At 53.7% G+C, this 15,911-nt stretch carries 12 protein-coding genes; 5 read left to right on the forward strand and 7 right to left on the reverse strand.

Annotated features, from left to right (window positions below; all coding sequences use genetic code 11):
• Position 1 precedes the first annotated feature (1 nt).
• Both hemF and ACS5NO_RS23680 read right to left on the reverse strand, forming a co-directional pair.
• Positions 2 to 901 (reverse strand): oxygen-dependent coproporphyrinogen oxidase, encoded by a 900-nt coding sequence (gene hemF / locus ACS5NO_RS23675; RefSeq protein WP_439417425.1) that lies wholly within the window; start codon positions 899 to 901, stop codon positions 2 to 4.
• Positions 902 to 1,037: 136 nt separating this feature from the next.
• Entirely contained in the window at positions 1,038 to 1,664 is a 627-nt protein-coding gene (locus ACS5NO_RS23680) for an AlbA family DNA-binding domain-containing protein (RefSeq protein ID WP_439417426.1), read from the reverse strand.
• Positions 1,665 to 1,965: 301 nt separating this feature from the next.
• Here ACS5NO_RS23680 and ACS5NO_RS23685 point away from each other — a divergent pair, with 301 nt between their 5' ends.
• Positions 1,966 to 2,373, forward strand: coding sequence for a hypothetical protein (locus ACS5NO_RS23685; protein WP_439417427.1), 408 nt, complete (start codon positions 1,966 to 1,968; stop codon positions 2,371 to 2,373).
• A 390-nt stretch (positions 2,374 to 2,763) separates the two neighbouring features.
• The gene (locus ACS5NO_RS23690; RefSeq protein WP_439417428.1) at positions 2,764 to 3,270 is read left to right on the forward strand and encodes a hypothetical protein; all 507 of its coding nucleotides are present in this window, start codon (positions 2,764 to 2,766) and stop codon (positions 3,268 to 3,270) included.
• 15 nt (positions 3,271 to 3,285) lie between these two features.
• Here the strand turns inward: ACS5NO_RS23690 and ACS5NO_RS23695 are convergent, their stop codons facing one another.
• The gene (locus ACS5NO_RS23695) at positions 3,286 to 3,507 is read right to left on the reverse strand and encodes a hypothetical protein (protein WP_439417429.1); all 222 of its coding nucleotides are present in this window, start codon (positions 3,505 to 3,507) and stop codon (positions 3,286 to 3,288) included.
• A gap of 119 nt (positions 3,508 to 3,626) precedes the next feature.
• Here ACS5NO_RS23695 and ACS5NO_RS23700 point away from each other — a divergent pair, with 119 nt between their 5' ends.
• Together ACS5NO_RS23700 and ACS5NO_RS23705 are read left to right on the forward strand one after the other, a co-directional pair.
• Positions 3,627 to 4,409: an MBL fold metallo-hydrolase gene (locus ACS5NO_RS23700; protein WP_439417430.1), complete on the forward strand. Its 783-nt coding sequence runs from the start codon at positions 3,627 to 3,629 to the stop codon at positions 4,407 to 4,409.
• Positions 4,410 to 4,460: 51 nt separating this feature from the next.
• Positions 4,461 to 5,036, forward strand: a complete 576-nt coding sequence (locus tag ACS5NO_RS23705; protein ID WP_439417431.1) for a DUF2911 domain-containing protein — start codon at positions 4,461 to 4,463, stop codon at positions 5,034 to 5,036.
• A 29-nt stretch (positions 5,037 to 5,065) separates the two neighbouring features.
• On the opposite strand, the gene ACS5NO_RS23710 is transcribed toward ACS5NO_RS23705, so the two are convergent.
• The 4 genes from ACS5NO_RS23710 to ACS5NO_RS23725 form a co-directional block, all read right to left on the reverse strand.
• Entirely contained in the window at positions 5,066 to 6,727 is a 1,662-nt protein-coding gene (locus ACS5NO_RS23710) for an ELWxxDGT repeat protein (protein ID WP_439417432.1), read from the reverse strand.
• A gap of 91 nt (positions 6,728 to 6,818) precedes the next feature.
• Positions 6,819 to 7,148 carry a DMT family transporter gene (locus ACS5NO_RS23715; RefSeq protein ID WP_439417433.1) on the reverse strand — a complete coding sequence of 110 codons (330 nt, stop codon included), beginning with the start codon at positions 7,146 to 7,148 and terminating at the stop codon, positions 6,819 to 6,821.
• 315 nt (positions 7,149 to 7,463) lie between these two features.
• The gene (locus tag ACS5NO_RS23720) at positions 7,464 to 9,494 is read right to left on the reverse strand and encodes an ATP-binding protein (protein ID WP_439417434.1); all 2,031 of its coding nucleotides are present in this window, start codon (positions 9,492 to 9,494) and stop codon (positions 7,464 to 7,466) included.
• A 108-nt stretch (positions 9,495 to 9,602) separates the two neighbouring features.
• Positions 9,603 to 12,569: a putative Ig domain-containing protein gene (locus tag ACS5NO_RS23725; protein ID WP_439417435.1), complete on the reverse strand. Its 2,967-nt coding sequence runs from the start codon at positions 12,567 to 12,569 to the stop codon at positions 9,603 to 9,605.
• 175 nt (positions 12,570 to 12,744) lie between these two features.
• On the opposite strand from ACS5NO_RS23725, the gene ACS5NO_RS23730 reads away from it, so the two are divergent.
• Positions 12,745 to 15,885, forward strand: a complete 3,141-nt coding sequence (locus tag ACS5NO_RS23730; protein ID WP_439417436.1) for a hybrid sensor histidine kinase/response regulator transcription factor — start codon at positions 12,745 to 12,747, stop codon at positions 15,883 to 15,885.
• Positions 15,886 to 15,911 lie beyond the last annotated feature (26 nt).

The following is a 15,911-nucleotide window of genomic DNA, read 5'->3' on the forward strand; positions in this document are numbered from 1 at the left end:
TCTACACCCAGTCAATTCCTTTTTTTAGCAAACCCAGCGTTTCGGCTTCCCGGCTTCCGGGTTCAGGCCGGTAGTCGTATAACCAGTTGGCCTGCGGGGGCATGCTCATCAGGATCGACTCCGTGCGGCCGTTGGTTTCCAGCCCGAATTTCGTGCCCCGATCCCAAACCAGATTGAACTCCACATACCGCCCCCGGCGCAGCATCTGCCATTTTTTCTCGTTTTCGCCAAACGGCAACGCCCGGTTTTTCTGCATAAAATGGGTGTAGATCGGCGCAAAGGAATTGCCGACCTCCTGCACAAAGTCAAACAAAGCCGCCTTGTGATCGTCGTCGGCCGGGCGCAGGTAATCGAAGAAAACACCGCCAATGCCGCGGGTTTCGGCCCGGTGGCGGATGAAAAAATACTCGTCAGCCCAGCTTTTGTACTGGGCATAATAGTCGGGACCGTGCCGGTCGCAGGCGGTTTTCAGGTACTGATGAAACCAGCGGGCATCGTCGGCGTCGACGTAATGGGGTGTCAGGTCGATGCCGCCCCCAAACCAGCACGCGCCCGTACTGAGTTCAAAATACCGCACATTCATGTGAATAATCGGCACCATTGGACTGTGTGGATGGATGACGATGGAAACGCCGGTGGCGTAAAAATCAGCCGGTTCGGTCGTTTTCATCTGTTTCAGCACCGCGTCGGATGCCGGGCCGTGGACGGCAGAGAACAGAACTCCTCCTTTTTCAATTACATCGCCGTTCTGGATGATCCGGGTACGGCCACCGCCCCCTTCGGCGCGTTTCCAGAGGTCTTCGTGAAACCGGCCGGAGCCGTCGGCGGTTTCCAGTGCCTGGCAAATCCGGTCCTGTAAGCCCGTAAAAAAATCAGTGATGCTTTGTTTATCGACAGCCATTCGGGAATGATGCGGTTTTTTCGCCCGCAAAGATACACGGACCCGCGGATTTTAGTCCGGGCGATTTTCATTCCGCCTATGGTCTTACGACATTGAAGAGGTATCTAAAAGCTCTCGGGCTAGACAACCGGATCAATTATTCACTGATTTTCAGCGAAAACCGCACGGGACGGGGTTTATCGACCATCAACAGCAAGCCTTGTCCGGTTAACTGGTGGAGCAGTTTGCTGGCCCGGTATTCGGAAATATTGACCAGTTGCGCGTATTGCTTGGCCGTAATGAAGTCGGTTTTCCGGAGTACCTGGATCAGATTGCGGACGTTGGACGATTGCAGCAACGGGCCGTCGGGCGTCACGAGATTGGTCAGAATCAGCTTATTGGTCGGCACGGATTTGTCTTTCGCCCGGACATAAATGGTTTTTTTTCCTTTTTCATCGATGGCATAATGCGGTTTTTCATCACTTTCCGCCACTTCGATCAGAATCACCTGCCGGCCCAGTTCGTTGATAACTTCGTAACTGACCGAAATGGCAGGGTCGATCAGCAGATCGGTGGCTTTCTCGATTTTCTGCATTTCGTATAATTCCGACTCGATACCTGACACCCGCCCATCGTCCGACACGCCGATGAGCAGCAGCCCCCCCGATGTATTGGAGAAAGCAGTCAGCGTTCGGGCAATGCGGTAGGCCGTATGAATGGTCGATTTAAATTCGAGCCGGGTGCCTTCCCCCCGGGCAATCAATTCGGTCAGATTATAGCGCATACTGTCTTAAACCACGTTATTGAAGTGTTTTGTTCACAAAAAAAATAATTTGGAATAATGAAAAAAGGGGCGTCACCGGTCGTGTTTATCAGTCCTTTAGGCCCCTAGTTACTTAAAATTGCCATTCCGACCTTGCTTTGCATAGTCCTTTTTAAAATTTATCCGTATATCTTTGATTGAGTTCATCTCATATTGCGATAGATAATCCTGACAAAGCCCGGTTGCAGTTGCAGCCGGGCTTTGTAGTTTTGGGGCAAAAATAAGCCGGTCCAATAAACCGTATCCTCCGAAACCAGATTCTATGAAACCGCTGCTTTGTCTGTTATTTCTTACCGCTTTCGCCTGCCAATCGAAAAAAAGCCCGGATCTCGACCACGCGGATGCCTACCGCGACTTGTTGATCGATCGGGTGGTCTGGAACAAAAGCGATGTAGCACATTCGCCGGGAAGCCCCACAAATGTGCACGGATTTACGCTGACCAACACTTCGGAATTATACGCCTACCATCAGATTGAAGTCCGGTTTGACTATTTTGACAGCACGTACCACAAAATCGGCTCGTCAAACAGAGTTCTTCCGCAAGCCATCGGACCACGGGCCGCGCTACCGGTTCGCGACATTCAGGACGGGCCGGTGATACCAGCCGCCCGATCGGCGACCGTCACGGTGGTCAAAGCGGAGTCAGACCGGGCGGTTTCACCAGAATAAATCCGTTGCGTACCTGCCGAAATGCGGATTTAATATGTCTTATGTACATATTGTTACTACTTGACTATCTGCCTATTACAAAAAAAAGCAAAAAAAACTTTCCAAAAAAAGGTGATAAAAGCACTTTATTCCCCTCTTATAGATGAAGCAGTACACCTGTACTGCTTGTAATTAATAGAGATTGGTAAGTGGAACATCCCGGCCTTTTTGGCCGGGATTTGTTTTTGAAGCCCCTTTCTGCTGTCGATGAACGCCGACAATCTCTCCAAATCGACATCAATCAGATGGACCATCGGTATTTAAATTCTCCATTTATTTGTGACTTATCCCGCAAACCGATAGCTTTATTTAGTATTTAAACGGACCCATTACGTAGCCAAAAGCAGAAGAATGGTACTGATCATACATGGGATTCGGGCGGGGATTGAATGGAAGAATTTAATTTGCTTCCCCAATGATTACGAAGCGGCTTTTGACCTTTTATCTAATTTTGTAGCGGGTGGCCTCACGCTCCTGGAAGCCTCGGTGAGTGATGGTGGTCCCTTGTCGAAACTTCCGGTAGATGGATTCGACGGGCAAATAATCAGTCCACACCTGCAAAATCTTCAGAAGGAGTGGGAAATAGTGCTGGCTGATTGGCCTCCATTCACCAAAAAACCAGCTAACACCCCCTTACAGGAGTGGGACCGACGGCTCATTCACTATTACGAAAAGCAGATTGAACGCGTTTGCCGGAATCTGGTTTGCAACCGGAATGCTCAGAATAAAGCCCTGCAAGGAAAATACGCCGGCGCCGGGCTAAACCACTACGAACACATGCATGAAAAATACCTGCAATTATTGACCAGGTTCGAGGCTTCGCATCAAAAAGCCGTTAGCCATCTCGCAGCATTCTGACGCGATTCTGTCCGCTCACGCAATAAGATGGCAGTAGAAACCCGAAACGCGCACCTCCTGCCCATTGTCCAGCGCCCTCAGGTAGCAGGTGTGAATGCCGGTTTCATTGTCATAAAGCGGATAAGCCGTTACAATGAATTTCCGTTTTGGTGAAAACAACTGCGATACCGGCAGGTTGACAACAGCCCCCAGACGGGGCAATTTGGCGTGGTTGAAGTTGGTTTTGGCGGTTAACATGGCTTTTCGACATTCGTTTGGTTCCAGCTCCGGCGCTTTCGCTCCGGCTCATTTATTTATCACCAAACGGTGGCTTTCGTTATCAATCCGCGCGTATTTTTTGATAACTTTACAAGTCTATGCCATTGTTTATCTCCTCCCTCAATTCGGGCAGCAACGGAAACTGTTATTATGTGGGCAACGAGCAGGAAGCCGTTCTGATCGATGTCGGTCTTTCCTGCCGCCAGATCGAAACCCGGTTTCAGCGGCTGGGGTTGTCACTCCGGACAGTAAAAGCCATTTTCATTTCCCACGAACATTCGGATCACATCAGCGGTCTTTCCCAACTGGCGCGGAAGTATAAACTACCGGTATACATTACCCCCAAAACCCTGAACAACAGCCGCCTGTCATTAGAGGGTGTTCCCGTCAACCCGTTATACGGCAACGAACCGGTGCAGATTGGAGACCTCCGCATCACGGCTTTTCCAAAACACCACGATGCCGCCGATCCCCACAGCTTTACGGTCGATTTTCAGGACACGAAGGTTGGGATCTTTACGGACATCGGCACGCCCTGCGAACACCTCATTCACCACTTCAGCCAGTGTCACGCAGCTTTTCTGGAAGCCAACTACGACGAAGACATGCTGGACCGGGGGCGGTATCCGTATTTCCTGAAACAGCGAATCCGGGGTGGCAAAGGCCATTTGTCCAACCAGCAGGCCCTGGCCCTGTTCAGACAGCACAAACCGGCTTTCATGAGCCACGTCCTGCTATCGCACCTCTCGAAAGACAACAACTGCCCGGATCTGGCCCGCGATCTGTTTCTGCCCCACCTCGACCGTACGGAGCTTGTTGTGGCCTCCCGCTTTGGCGAAACTCCAATTTTTCGGATTGATGGGGCCCTGGCGTTGGTTTGACGAAGGATTGCTCGTAGTTTTAGCCTTCTCCTTTTTACTTCCCAACTAATAATGAAAAAAACCGTTTTATTATTCGGATTCCTTTTCCTGGCAATGGCCGGGGCGAATGCCCAAACGTTCCGCGGCCTCGACAAATCGCCGATGGACATGGCCTACTACCCGGACGACTATGCCCACGACCGCAAGTTCGCCCCGGCCAAGATCAGCACCGACAAAGCGATGGTGCGGATTACCTACAGCCGTCCGGCGAAAAATGGTCGTGAAATTTTCGGAACCAAGCTGGCACCGTATGGGAAGGTATGGCGGGTGGGTGCCAACGAAGCCCCGGAAATCAAATTTTACCAGGATGTGACGTTTGGTGACAAAAAAGTGAAAGCGGGGAATTACGCGCTGCTGGCCATTCCGACCGAAAAAGAATGGACCCTCATCCTCAGCTCCGATGTGGACCAGTGGGGTGCCTATAGCTACAATGAAGCCCTGGATGTGGCCCGGGTGACCGTACCCGTTCAAAAGCTGGACACGGTGCTTGAGAATTTCTCGATTCAGTTGACCAAAAAAGACGCTAAAACCGCTACCCTGTCTATGGGTTGGGACACCACGCTGGTGACGGTGCCGGTTTCGTTTTAAGCCGGATGATGTGTTTTTGAGAAGTACGTTCAGTCCGTCTTACTGATCCGTACGGTTTGCGAACGATGTCCGCTGGTGGCCCGAAGCAGGAGAATTCCGGCAGGCATTGTTCGCACGTCAAACCGATGCTGTTCGGCAGACTGTGCGGTTTCTATGTTTTTCGACTCGATTGTTTGTCCCAGCAGATTGGTCAGTTGCAGGGAAAGCGGCAGCCCGTCGACACCCCGGATTTCAACTGTAACCACATCCGGCGTCGGGTTTTTCAAAACCGTTACGGCCAGGTCAACGGTTGGTTCGATGCCAACTCCCTCCCGACCAACCGGACAGGCGTAGCAGGGCGCAATTTTACACAATTCATAGTTATTGGGATTGGTGGACATGTTGGTTTCGTTGTTCGCATAAAACAGGACGATATTGCCAAATCCGGTAAATCCCTGGGGATCCCGGTAGGCACTGGATGAACTGGATACTGGCTGGGTGCCCAAACTGGTTCCATCCGACTTCCAGGGACCAGTGTTATTGAAATAAAGCGAACTGCCAATGGCACGAAGATGATTGGGAGGAAGCGACTTGACTTTCAGCGTACCGGCATAGGTTCCGTTCGATTTCCAGAAGGCATAACCCGTTCCGTCGTCGGCCCCAAAGTAGAGTTGGTTTTGAAAAGCCGTCAGATTATACGGTTGTGAATCACCGGACGTGTTGATGTTCCGCACCAAAACCGTTCCGGCGGCAGTGCCGTCCGACTTCCAGAGTTCCTGCCCGGAAGCCGGGCTATTCCCACTGAAAAAGAGCGTATTATTTACCGCCGTCAGTTCGCTGAGTGACCCCGAGCCATAGGACGAACTATTCCAGGTGTCTTTTACCAACAGCGTGCCTGTCGTCGTGCCGTCCGATTTCCAGAGTTTAGTCCCGCTGGTGCCATCGTAGGCGGTAAAAAATAGCAGCCCGTTGCAAAGAGTCAGTTCGGCCGGAGAACTGCTTCCGTTGGGGTTAATGTCCTTGACCAACAGTGTACCGGCAGTGGTACCATCCGAAACCCACAGTTCGGAATTGTTTGATCCATTGGTGGCGGTGAAATACAATTTACCGTTGAACAACACCGGATAAAACAGATCGCCCGCGTTTCCGTTCGGGTTGATGTCTTTGACCAATCGGGTACCGGCGGCCGTGCCGTCTGTTTTCCATAATTCTTTTCCAACCGACCCGTTATCGGCAAAAAAGAAAAGCGTGTTGCCATTGGCAACCATGCTCATCGGAGAAGCACCGCCCGACGGGTTGATTTCCCGAACCATCTGCGTTCCACTGGCGGTTCCGTCAGTTTTCCACAACTCCCGTCCGTGGACGCCGTTGTCGGCCGAAAAATAAAGTGTGCCATTCATGACCGCAAATTGCGAAGGCGTGGACGACCCCTGCGTATTGATATTTTTGAGCATGGTCGTACCCGAATCCGTTCCATTGGTAACCCAGAGTTCGTTGCCATGGACACCATCGTTGGCCGAAAAATACGCTTTGCCCCCAAATTCGACGATCGTGACGCCGGTGACGCCGGTTCCGTACGGGTTGATATCTTTAACGCGCGTCACGTAATAAGACGGAGTGGGTGTCGGCATATATTGTGCCACCACCGGAGCAATGATAGCGGTGTTGATGAACAGCACCGGAGCGAAAAAAAAACGGTAAAGTTGATTCATCGTGTTGAGGTTGACAGGGTGTGCGATCCTGATCAAACTTACTGACAACCAACGGGCTTATCAATACTTTTTGAGTTTGCGGCTATGCCGGTCAATGGCCGGTTACGTTAGAAAACAGGTTCATCACCAACACGCCCGCAATGATGAGAATCATACCGATAATGGCGGGTGTATCGGGAACCTGTTTGAACAGAAAAATGCCCGCCAGAGCAGTCAGGACAATCCCGACGCCCGACCAGACGGCATACGCCACCCCGATCGGCAACGAACGCAGGGCCAGACTCAACCAGTAAAACGAGATCAGATAACCGGCGATGGTAATCAGACTTGGCACCAGTTTCGTAAACTGCTGGGACGCATTGAGGGCGCTGGTTGCCACCACTTCGGCAACAATGGCCGCGAATAAAAAGAGGTATTTCATGGGGTTATTGCGGGGCGGTTTTCAGTAAATTGAATGATTCGGAACCCCTTCCGGGCGTATTTGTGGGCAAAAATGGAATGTTGGTCATTTTGTAGGAAAACGAAATTTAACGCTTAGCCGAGAAGATATGGCTGATCTTTATCGATCAATTAAGCGATCAAAACTACATCAGAAAGGCTCCGGCACTCCGTTTTCTTTGCCATTTTCTTGCCATTCCTGCAGAAAGTCACAAAAGCGAAGGCCCTATCGGTAAGGACGGAGTTTGTAGGAATGGTTCTAAAAGGTATATCTTGAAGGTTTTTGCATCCTTAATCTCTACACAGCGGCCATTGGCAATCGGATCAGCATCTGCGTCCCTTCCCCGGTCCGGGTTTCTACCTCCAGGGTTCCCCCATGCCCTTTCGTAATGATTTCATAGGAAAGAAAGAGCCCTAAGCCCGTTCCCTGTCCGGTGGGCTTGGTGGTAAAGAAAGGCTGAAAGATTTTGTCTTTCACGGATTCCGGAATACCAACGCCGTTGTCGTGTACCCGGATCTGGACTTGACCGTTGTTCTGGTGTGTGCTGACCGTAACCGTCGGCAGATAACCATCCCGGCAGGAATTCTTCTTTTCCTGAACGGCGTAGAAAGCGTTGTTATAGACGTTGAGCAGCACCCGGCCAATCTCCTGCGGCATGGCTTCGATCAGTCCCAAATCCGGATCAAAGCTGGTTCGTAGGTCAACGGTAAAGTCTTTGTTCTGGGCCCTCAGGCCATGATAGGCCAGTTTCAGGTATTCGTCGGCCAAGGCGTTCAGGTTCGTTGCCTGACGCTCCCCGGAGCTGGGGCGGGAATGTTCGAGCATGCCTTTCACAATGCGGTCCGCCCGCCTGCCGTGGTGTTGAATTTTTTGAAGATTCATCGTCAAATCGCCGGCGATCGCCAGCACATCATCCAGCCGCCCGGCGGAAGCTTCGCCTTTAAGTTCATCGATGAGTTCTCCACTAACCTCGGAAAAGTTGGTGACGAAGTTCAGGGGGTTCTGGATCTCGTGGGCAATCCCCGCCGTTAGTTCACCCAATGAGGCCATTTTCTCTTTCTGAATCAGTTGCTGCTGGGTGAGCCGGAGTTCCTGTAAGGCTTGTTCGGCTTTGGTACGTTGCTGATCAAGTTCGATCTTCTGCCGGTTCAACAGATCGTTGGTGCGCTGCTGACGCCGGTTCGTCCGCCACAACAGCAGAGCCACCGCGGCCACCATCGCAATCGTTGCCAACAAGCCATAGGTCCGAATCTGGTTTTCGTAGGCTTCTTCGGCAGCCCGTGTTTCCTGATTGCGTTGTTGCTCTTCGAAGGAAAGCGTCAGCATCTGTTTAACTTTTTCCTGGCTAAACAGACTGTCCCTGGCTGCCACCGCCACCTTGTAATACCGCAGGGCCTGCGTATTGTCCCGTCCTTCGTAAAGCTGCACCAGCAACTCACTGGCGGGCAAAATGCCGGGCAGATACTGGATCTGCTGGCTGATGGCCAGCGCCTGTCGGGCACTCACCAGACTGGCCCCAGACTGGTCGACTTGCTGGTAAAGCCGGGCCAGGCGCAGATGAATTTCCGCTTTCTGGAAAAGATCATCCGCTTTTTCGGAAATAGCCAGTGCCCGTTGGTAATACTTCAGGGCAGTTGCGGTATTCCTGCGTTGCCGATGCCCATCGCCCAGTAAAAATAAAACGTGGGCTTCCTGATCAAAGTGGCCCAATTGTCTGGCTAATGGCAATACGTGTGTGAGGTAGTAATCGGCCGAATCGGGCTGATTCTTATTCAGGTAGATTTCTCCCAAATTTGTATTGATCACAATGTAGTGATTAATCGTATCGGGGATTGTCCCCGCCGGCACAGCCAACTTATAGGTGGTATATGCTTCGCGCAAGGTGCGGATAGCGCCATCGTAGTCTTTCTGCCCCTGATAGGGAATGGCCAGGTTGTTCAGGGATCGTGACAAGCCGGACCAATCCTGAATCGAGCGACTGATGGCGGCTGCTTGTTGTAAAAAGCGAATCGATTTGGGGTAATGCCCAAAAAATCCCAGCGAAGACCCCATCATATTGAGCCCTTGGGCCTGACCAGACAGGTAGTTTAGCTGTCTGGCCAGTTGATAAGCCTGCTGGGCCAGTCGGTAAGCGGTATCCGGTCTGGAGTTGGCATAGGTACGGGCCAGAGCAACCAGGGCATTAACCTGGCTGGTATCATCTGGCTGTTGAGTAACCCGACGTTTCAGGCTATCAACTCGTGATTGAGCCAGGGCGGGCAGGACGGAACTAAAAAGTTGCATCAGAAAACCGCTCAGAAAACTCAACTGTAGGATGATAGACTTCATTGAATCAGGAATGATGGTCAAAAGAATCCTTTGGTCACCTACCTCAATTCATCATCCCGGCCCAATTTCTGTCGTTGGGCCGGGACGATGAATAAGCTCGATCAATCATTACGGTTTCAGTACTTTGAGCGTCACCCGCTGCGATCCACTGCTGACCTGCAAAAGAAACAGCCCCGCAGGATACTGTCCGATCGATATACCCTGCTGCTCAACGGCTTTAGCGGTTTCAATCTGGCGTTCCGTCACCAGCCGACCATTCAGATCCGTTAGCTGCAAGCGCAACGGCTGCCCCTGAGCGCCCCGCACCTCAACGACCACCTGATCCGAAACCGGATTGCCCAAAACCGTTACCCGAAGCTCCGAACCGGTTTCGGCCGATAAGCGGGCCGGGGCACATTGGTAGGCTTTGGCTCCGCCTTTCAGTTCATACGTGCTGCCCAACACCCGCGCCTTGATTAACGTACCACTGGTTACAGAGCCCGGCGGGGTGAAGTTATAGGCATGCGCTCCATTACCCTTCCCGGCGTCTTTCAGATCCTGGCGGTAGATGTTTGCCACCGCACTGCCCAGCACTTCGCCCGTGCCATCCCGGTAGAACTCCACCGTCAGCGGGGTGTTGGGTTTGTTGCGATCCCACACCCAGCCCCGAATGCCCCCACAATCCAGCTTGTCCAGATAGCCTTCAAAGCTGCCCGTTACCGTCGTGGTCGATTGGGGATTGACCGTCAGGGGAAAACTGACCGAGTTCGTTAGTGCCCCGTCACTGGCCGAATACGCCAGCACGAACGTGCCCGCTTCCGTGGGCGTACCAGAAATCACCCGGCTGCTGGCATTGATCGATAACCCGGCCGGTAAACCGCTTAATCCGTACGTCAGCGGCTGATTTTCAGGATCGGTGAACGGAACGAGCGTTCCCGAGAAAGGCACACCCACCTGAGCCGCCAGTGGCGTCACCAGGATCGTGGGCGAGGGTGGCACCGGGCCTTTGTTACTGGGGGTACTGCTGCCCTGACAGATTAAGGCTTTGGGCGAATCTTTCAGAATAAAACTGCTGCCCGAAACGCGGGCGGTGAGGTTGTGCGCCAATCCGTCTTTGACACTTTCAGGAATGGTAAACCGGAAACCGTGTTTGCCGTTGCCCTTGCCCGCATCGAGCAAATCCTGCCGAAAATCCCCCGCCAGCAGAGTGCCAATGACTTTAGCACCATCCAAAATATCGACCGAAATGGCGGTGTTGATCTTGTTACGATCCCAGGCCCAACCGCGGAATGTGCTGCAATCGGCCCCGTTGACAAACCCGTCGAAGCTGCCACTGACCAGCGGGGGATTGATGGCGACCGTCAGGCTGCCGGGCGAACTGACGCAGCTGCCGACCTGACAGGTGGCCGAGTAGGCCAGATTGCCGGTGGTCGAAGTGGGAACCGCAATGGTGGTGCCGCTGCCACTCGCCCCGCCGGGTCCCTGCCAGCTCACCGTTCCGCCTTCGCAGCCGGTCACCGTCAGAGTAACATAGGGCGTGTTTTGCAGAATGGGCTGGGTCACCCCGGATGACACGCTGAGCAGTGGCGTGGGCGGGGCGTCGTAAATGGTCACACTGGCGGTAGCGGTACCCGAACAAGCGTTGGTCGTGCCGGTCACGGAGTAGGTTCCCGACGTGCTGGCGGTGACACTGCTGGCACCGCTGGTAAAACCACCCGGTCCCTGCCACTGGTAGGTAGTGGCACCCGAAGCAGTCAGCGTAAACGGGGTTCCAGCGCAGACGGCGGTGGCCGAGGGGCTGATGCTAACCGTGGGTAAATCATTAACTGTCAGGGCAAAGGCTGTCGAGGTCAGGCTGCTACACCCGGTAACGACCACGTAGTAACTGCCCCCGTCATCCGTATCAACACTGGAAAGGTTCAACGTGGCCTGCTGCTGGCTGGCGCCCAGCGATAGGTCATCCTTGTACCACTGGTAGCCGGAGACGGTTCCGCTGACACTGACGGTGGCCGTCACAGTAGCCCCGGCGCAGACAGTCTGGCTGCTGGGCGGCTGGCTGGTAAAGCCATTGGCACTGCCGGGTGAAAAGCGAAGGACCCGATCCTGAGCACCAACACATGCATAAAGTGCCCCATTCCCATCCAGAAACAAACCAGTGGGGTCAGTTACCTGTTCACCACTCGCAATGGTGATGCCTGCGGTCAGCGAGGTGGAGCCCGGCGGGAAAAGCTGTATCCGGTTGGTATAATTATCAGATACAATCAGATTACCCGACCCATCGACGACCACATGAAAGGGAACATAAAGTTGATTGGGCCCACTCCCTCTTCCGTTTCCCCCGGCGACAATGGTGCCTAAAGTAGCGGAGGTAGAGTTCGGGGGAAACTTGACAACCCGACTGTTATAATAGTCAGTCACGTAGATGTTCCCGTTTTTATCCACCGCGATGCCATCGGAACTATTGATTTGATTTAGATCGGAGCCATAACCATTTCCTCCAGCCACTGTTGTACCTGAGGTAGCAGAGGTGGAGTTAGGGGGAAACCTGACAATCCGATTGGCATTAATTCCTTCTACACCTCCACTGTATACGTATAAGTAGCCTTCCTGATCCAACGTAACAGCCGTTGGATCGTAGAGTTCAGTTGGTCCGTTCCCCGCTCCATTTCCGCCCGCCACCACGGTGCCCGACGTCAGCGAGGTGGAGTTGGGGGGGAACATCAGCACCCGATGATTTCCTCTTTCAGCGACCAGCAGGTTGCCTTGCTGATCCAGCGCCAAGCCGCGGGGGCTATTTAATTGGTTAAGCTCGGAACCTTGCCCATTGCCACCGGCAAAGACTACGCCTTCGGTGCTGTTGGCCGGAAACTTCATGATCCGGTGGAGACCCCGGTCACTGACGTAGAGATTGCCTGCCGCATCGCCCACGACGTGGGAAGGACTTTCGAGCTGGCCGTCACCGCCGACGACGGTGACGCCGTTGGGACAAAACTGGGCCAGCAGCTTCAGGGGCAACAGCCCCAGCAGGAGAGCAAAATAAAACAGGGGCCGCGCCATCGTCTGAAGGGTGGGCTTACAGGGTAGAACAGTTTTCATAAACCGCATTGAGCTATTGGGTTGTGAATGAATTTGAAAAAGGGAAAATCCCCGCGTAAAAGTCGGCTTCGGGCCCTATTCAAGTCTACCATATATGTTCCATTTTTAGCACATATGTTCCATTTGGTATCTAATCGACGGTTTTGTACCTTCGGCAAGGCAATGTGCGCGTTCGATGTGGTCCAGAATCCGGGTTAGAGTATACGGTTTATTTTTGGGTAGTCTGGTGGGTTTATCCCTGCGGGCGCAACAGGTGATGCCTGCCCGGATTGCCCAATATACCCCGCCGGCGACGATCAATTTCAATACGACGGGGGCCACGCAGGACAGGCGGGGACATCTGTGGTTTTCCACCAACGACGGAATCGTGCGCTTCGATGGGCAGCAGTTTCGAGCCTATCACGACCCGGTTCTGAAGCAGGGCGATGATTATTTTCACGTCGTTCCGTCCCCCGATGGCCGCATCTGGTGTAAACTCGGCCGGGGCGAGGTGCTGTCCTACATCGACCCGGATCAGGATAAAATCATCCGGATTCCCGACTCCTCCCGCGTGATCCGGGAGTTTCTAACCATCCGAAAAAGTAATTACCTGTTTGCAGCCGCCGACTCAACCCTGTGGATCGGACAGCGGGGGCGCGGACTGCTGCACTTCAACCCCCGCACCTACGCGGTCGATGAAGTATTCAGCCGGGAAGGCGAGGGCGTTCGCTGGATAACCGAAGACCGCCGGGGCACCATCTGGTTCACGACCAGTAGGGCGGTTTACGCCTACCACCCGCGCACCCGGCATCTGAAGCGGTACCAGCAGGGGCTGGGTTCTCCCGTTCCGTCCCCCGGCGGTCTGATGCCCATTGGCATCCATGCCCGTCGGGACGGCAAGATCCTGGTGGGCCTGCCCAGCGAAATTGACGTGATCGACCCGGCAACCGACCAGATCGAGCGGCTTCCGCTGACGCCGTCCCGGTTTCATCCCGACCAGACGGTTCGTGATTTCTTCGACGACGCGGCCGGGAATACGTATTTCCGGAACCATACTGCCAGCTTTCGGTACACGCCACAGGGTGAGTTGCAGCAACTCGAATTCAGTGGCATCAGCCACCGGGTTTTCTTCCTGTATCCCGGACAGCACAACCGGCTTTGGGTGACGGCCGGGCAAACGCTGCTGGCGTATGATCTAAACCGGATTCGTCCAATTCCCGCGTTGAATCTGATCGACATCGTCATCAACCAGAACCGGCTGGAAGAACCCGGTTCCGGATACCATGTCGTTCGGGACTCGCGGGGGCATCCCACGCTGACGGTGCAGGAGGGTGATTTGATTACCCTGCGGGTGTCGCCCCAGGTGCTATACAGGGCCCGGGCGTTCCGGCTGCGGCTGGACGGATACGATCAAAACTGGAACGTGGTCGAAGACGTCGTCAGCCAGGTTGCCTATCAATTGGGGGCCGGAACGTATACACTGACACTCAATCAATACAACCGGTCGTTGGGTTGGGAAAAACCGGTATCTACGATGACCATTACCGTTCGGCCGGTGTTCTGGAAAACCGCCTGGTTCTGGCTGATGGTGCTGGCGGTGACGGGCTTGGTGGGCGGAAAGCTCCTGCACAGCGGCCACCAACGGCGAAAACTTCGGCGGGAACTGACCCGCCGGGAATTTGAAGCTGCGACAATTCGGGAACTGGATGAGTTAAAAAGCCGGTTTTTTACCAACATTACCCACGAACTACGCACCCCACTGACCATTATTCTCAACGGCACGGAACAATTGGAACAGGCTCCGCTGGCGGAACCGCACCGGCGACAACTACACGCCATTCAGCGCAATACGCAGCACCTGATGCGACTCATCAACGAAACACTCGACATGGCCAAACTCGACGCCGGGCGACTCGATAAACGGGAACGGGTGGGCGATCCGGTGGCCTTCGTCGCGCAGGTGGTGGCACAGTTTACGGACCTGGCCCACCAGCGCCACATTATGCTCGAGAGGATCGACCGGGAATCGGAGGCCCTTTCTCATTCCGACCCATCCAGCTCAGGACTCTACTACTTCGACGATGACAAATTGGAAAAAATTACGCACAACCTGCTTTCGAACGCCCTCAAATTCACCCCGGTAAACGGACAGGTGCGTGTCGAAGCCCGGATCAAAACCGATCATCGACTGATGCTGGTCGTGGCGGATACGGGTATTGGTATTCCGGGCGATCAACTGCCCCGCATTTTTGAACGGTTCCACCAGGTTGACAGCTCTTTGACACGGTCTTATTCCGGCACGGGCATTGGACTGGCGCTGGTCAAGGAACTGGTCGATTGGTTAGAGGGGACGGTTTGGGTCGAAAGTACGCTGGGAAAGGGCAGTGTTTTTACCGTCGAGTTACCCCTCTCTCCTTCATCAATCGTCGTCCCGGTTGAGGGCGCCGACCCACAGGGTGGCTCCCGATCCGATGCCCAGAGCCCTGAAGAAAAACGGTTGTCACCCGATTCCGAGGCCGTAATTTCTGCGGGCAATGGGTCCGTTCAGATCGCGTCGGCGTCCCCTCCTTTTCTGCTGGTAATCGAAGATAATAGCGAATTACGTACGTACCTGGGTGAACATCTTGCCCGATCCTACCGCGTTGCCACGGCCGAAAACGGTCGATTGGGGTTGGAGATGGCACTGGCGGAAGTTCCCGACCTGATTATTAGTGACGTGATGATGCCCGAACTGGACGGGTATCAACTGGTGGAGCGCCTGAAATTGGACGAGCGAACCAGTCATATTCCCATTATGCTCCTGACGGCCAAGTCATCGTTTGATAGTCGACTGAAAGGATTAAGATTCGGTGCCGACGATTACCTGGAAAAGCCGTTTAGTCTGGCCGAATTAAGCCTGCGGATTTCGAATGGCCTGCGCACCCGCCAGAACTGGCAACGGCAGCTCACCGGCAACAATCCGCCGGAAGAAGTTATTTCCCCATCCGATCCGCTATTGAGCCGCGAAGAACAATTTCTGGCCCGGGTGAAGACGCTCATCCTGGATCACCTGACCGACGAAGCGGTTGATGTCGATTGGCTGACGCAGAAAATGGGCATGAGTCGCACGCAGCTTCACCGGAAACTGGTCGCCCTGACCAATCGGAGTACGACCCGCTTCATTCACAGTGTGCGGTTGGAAAAAGCCGTTGAATTGTTGCAAACCGGGGAGCTAAATGTGGCGCAGGTAGCCCAGGCGGTTGGGTATAGTTCGCAGTCATATTTCACCAAAATGTTTCAGGAACATTTTGGGTATTTGCCGGCCAGCCTCAAAGGAAATGGATTCGTTTCTTTTTAGATCCTGTAACATACCCTAACCTGCTG

The sequence above is a fragment of the Larkinella fluvii genome, from assembly GCF_051857545.1.
Taxonomy (GTDB): Bacteria; Bacteroidota; Bacteroidia; order Cytophagales; family Spirosomataceae; genus Larkinella.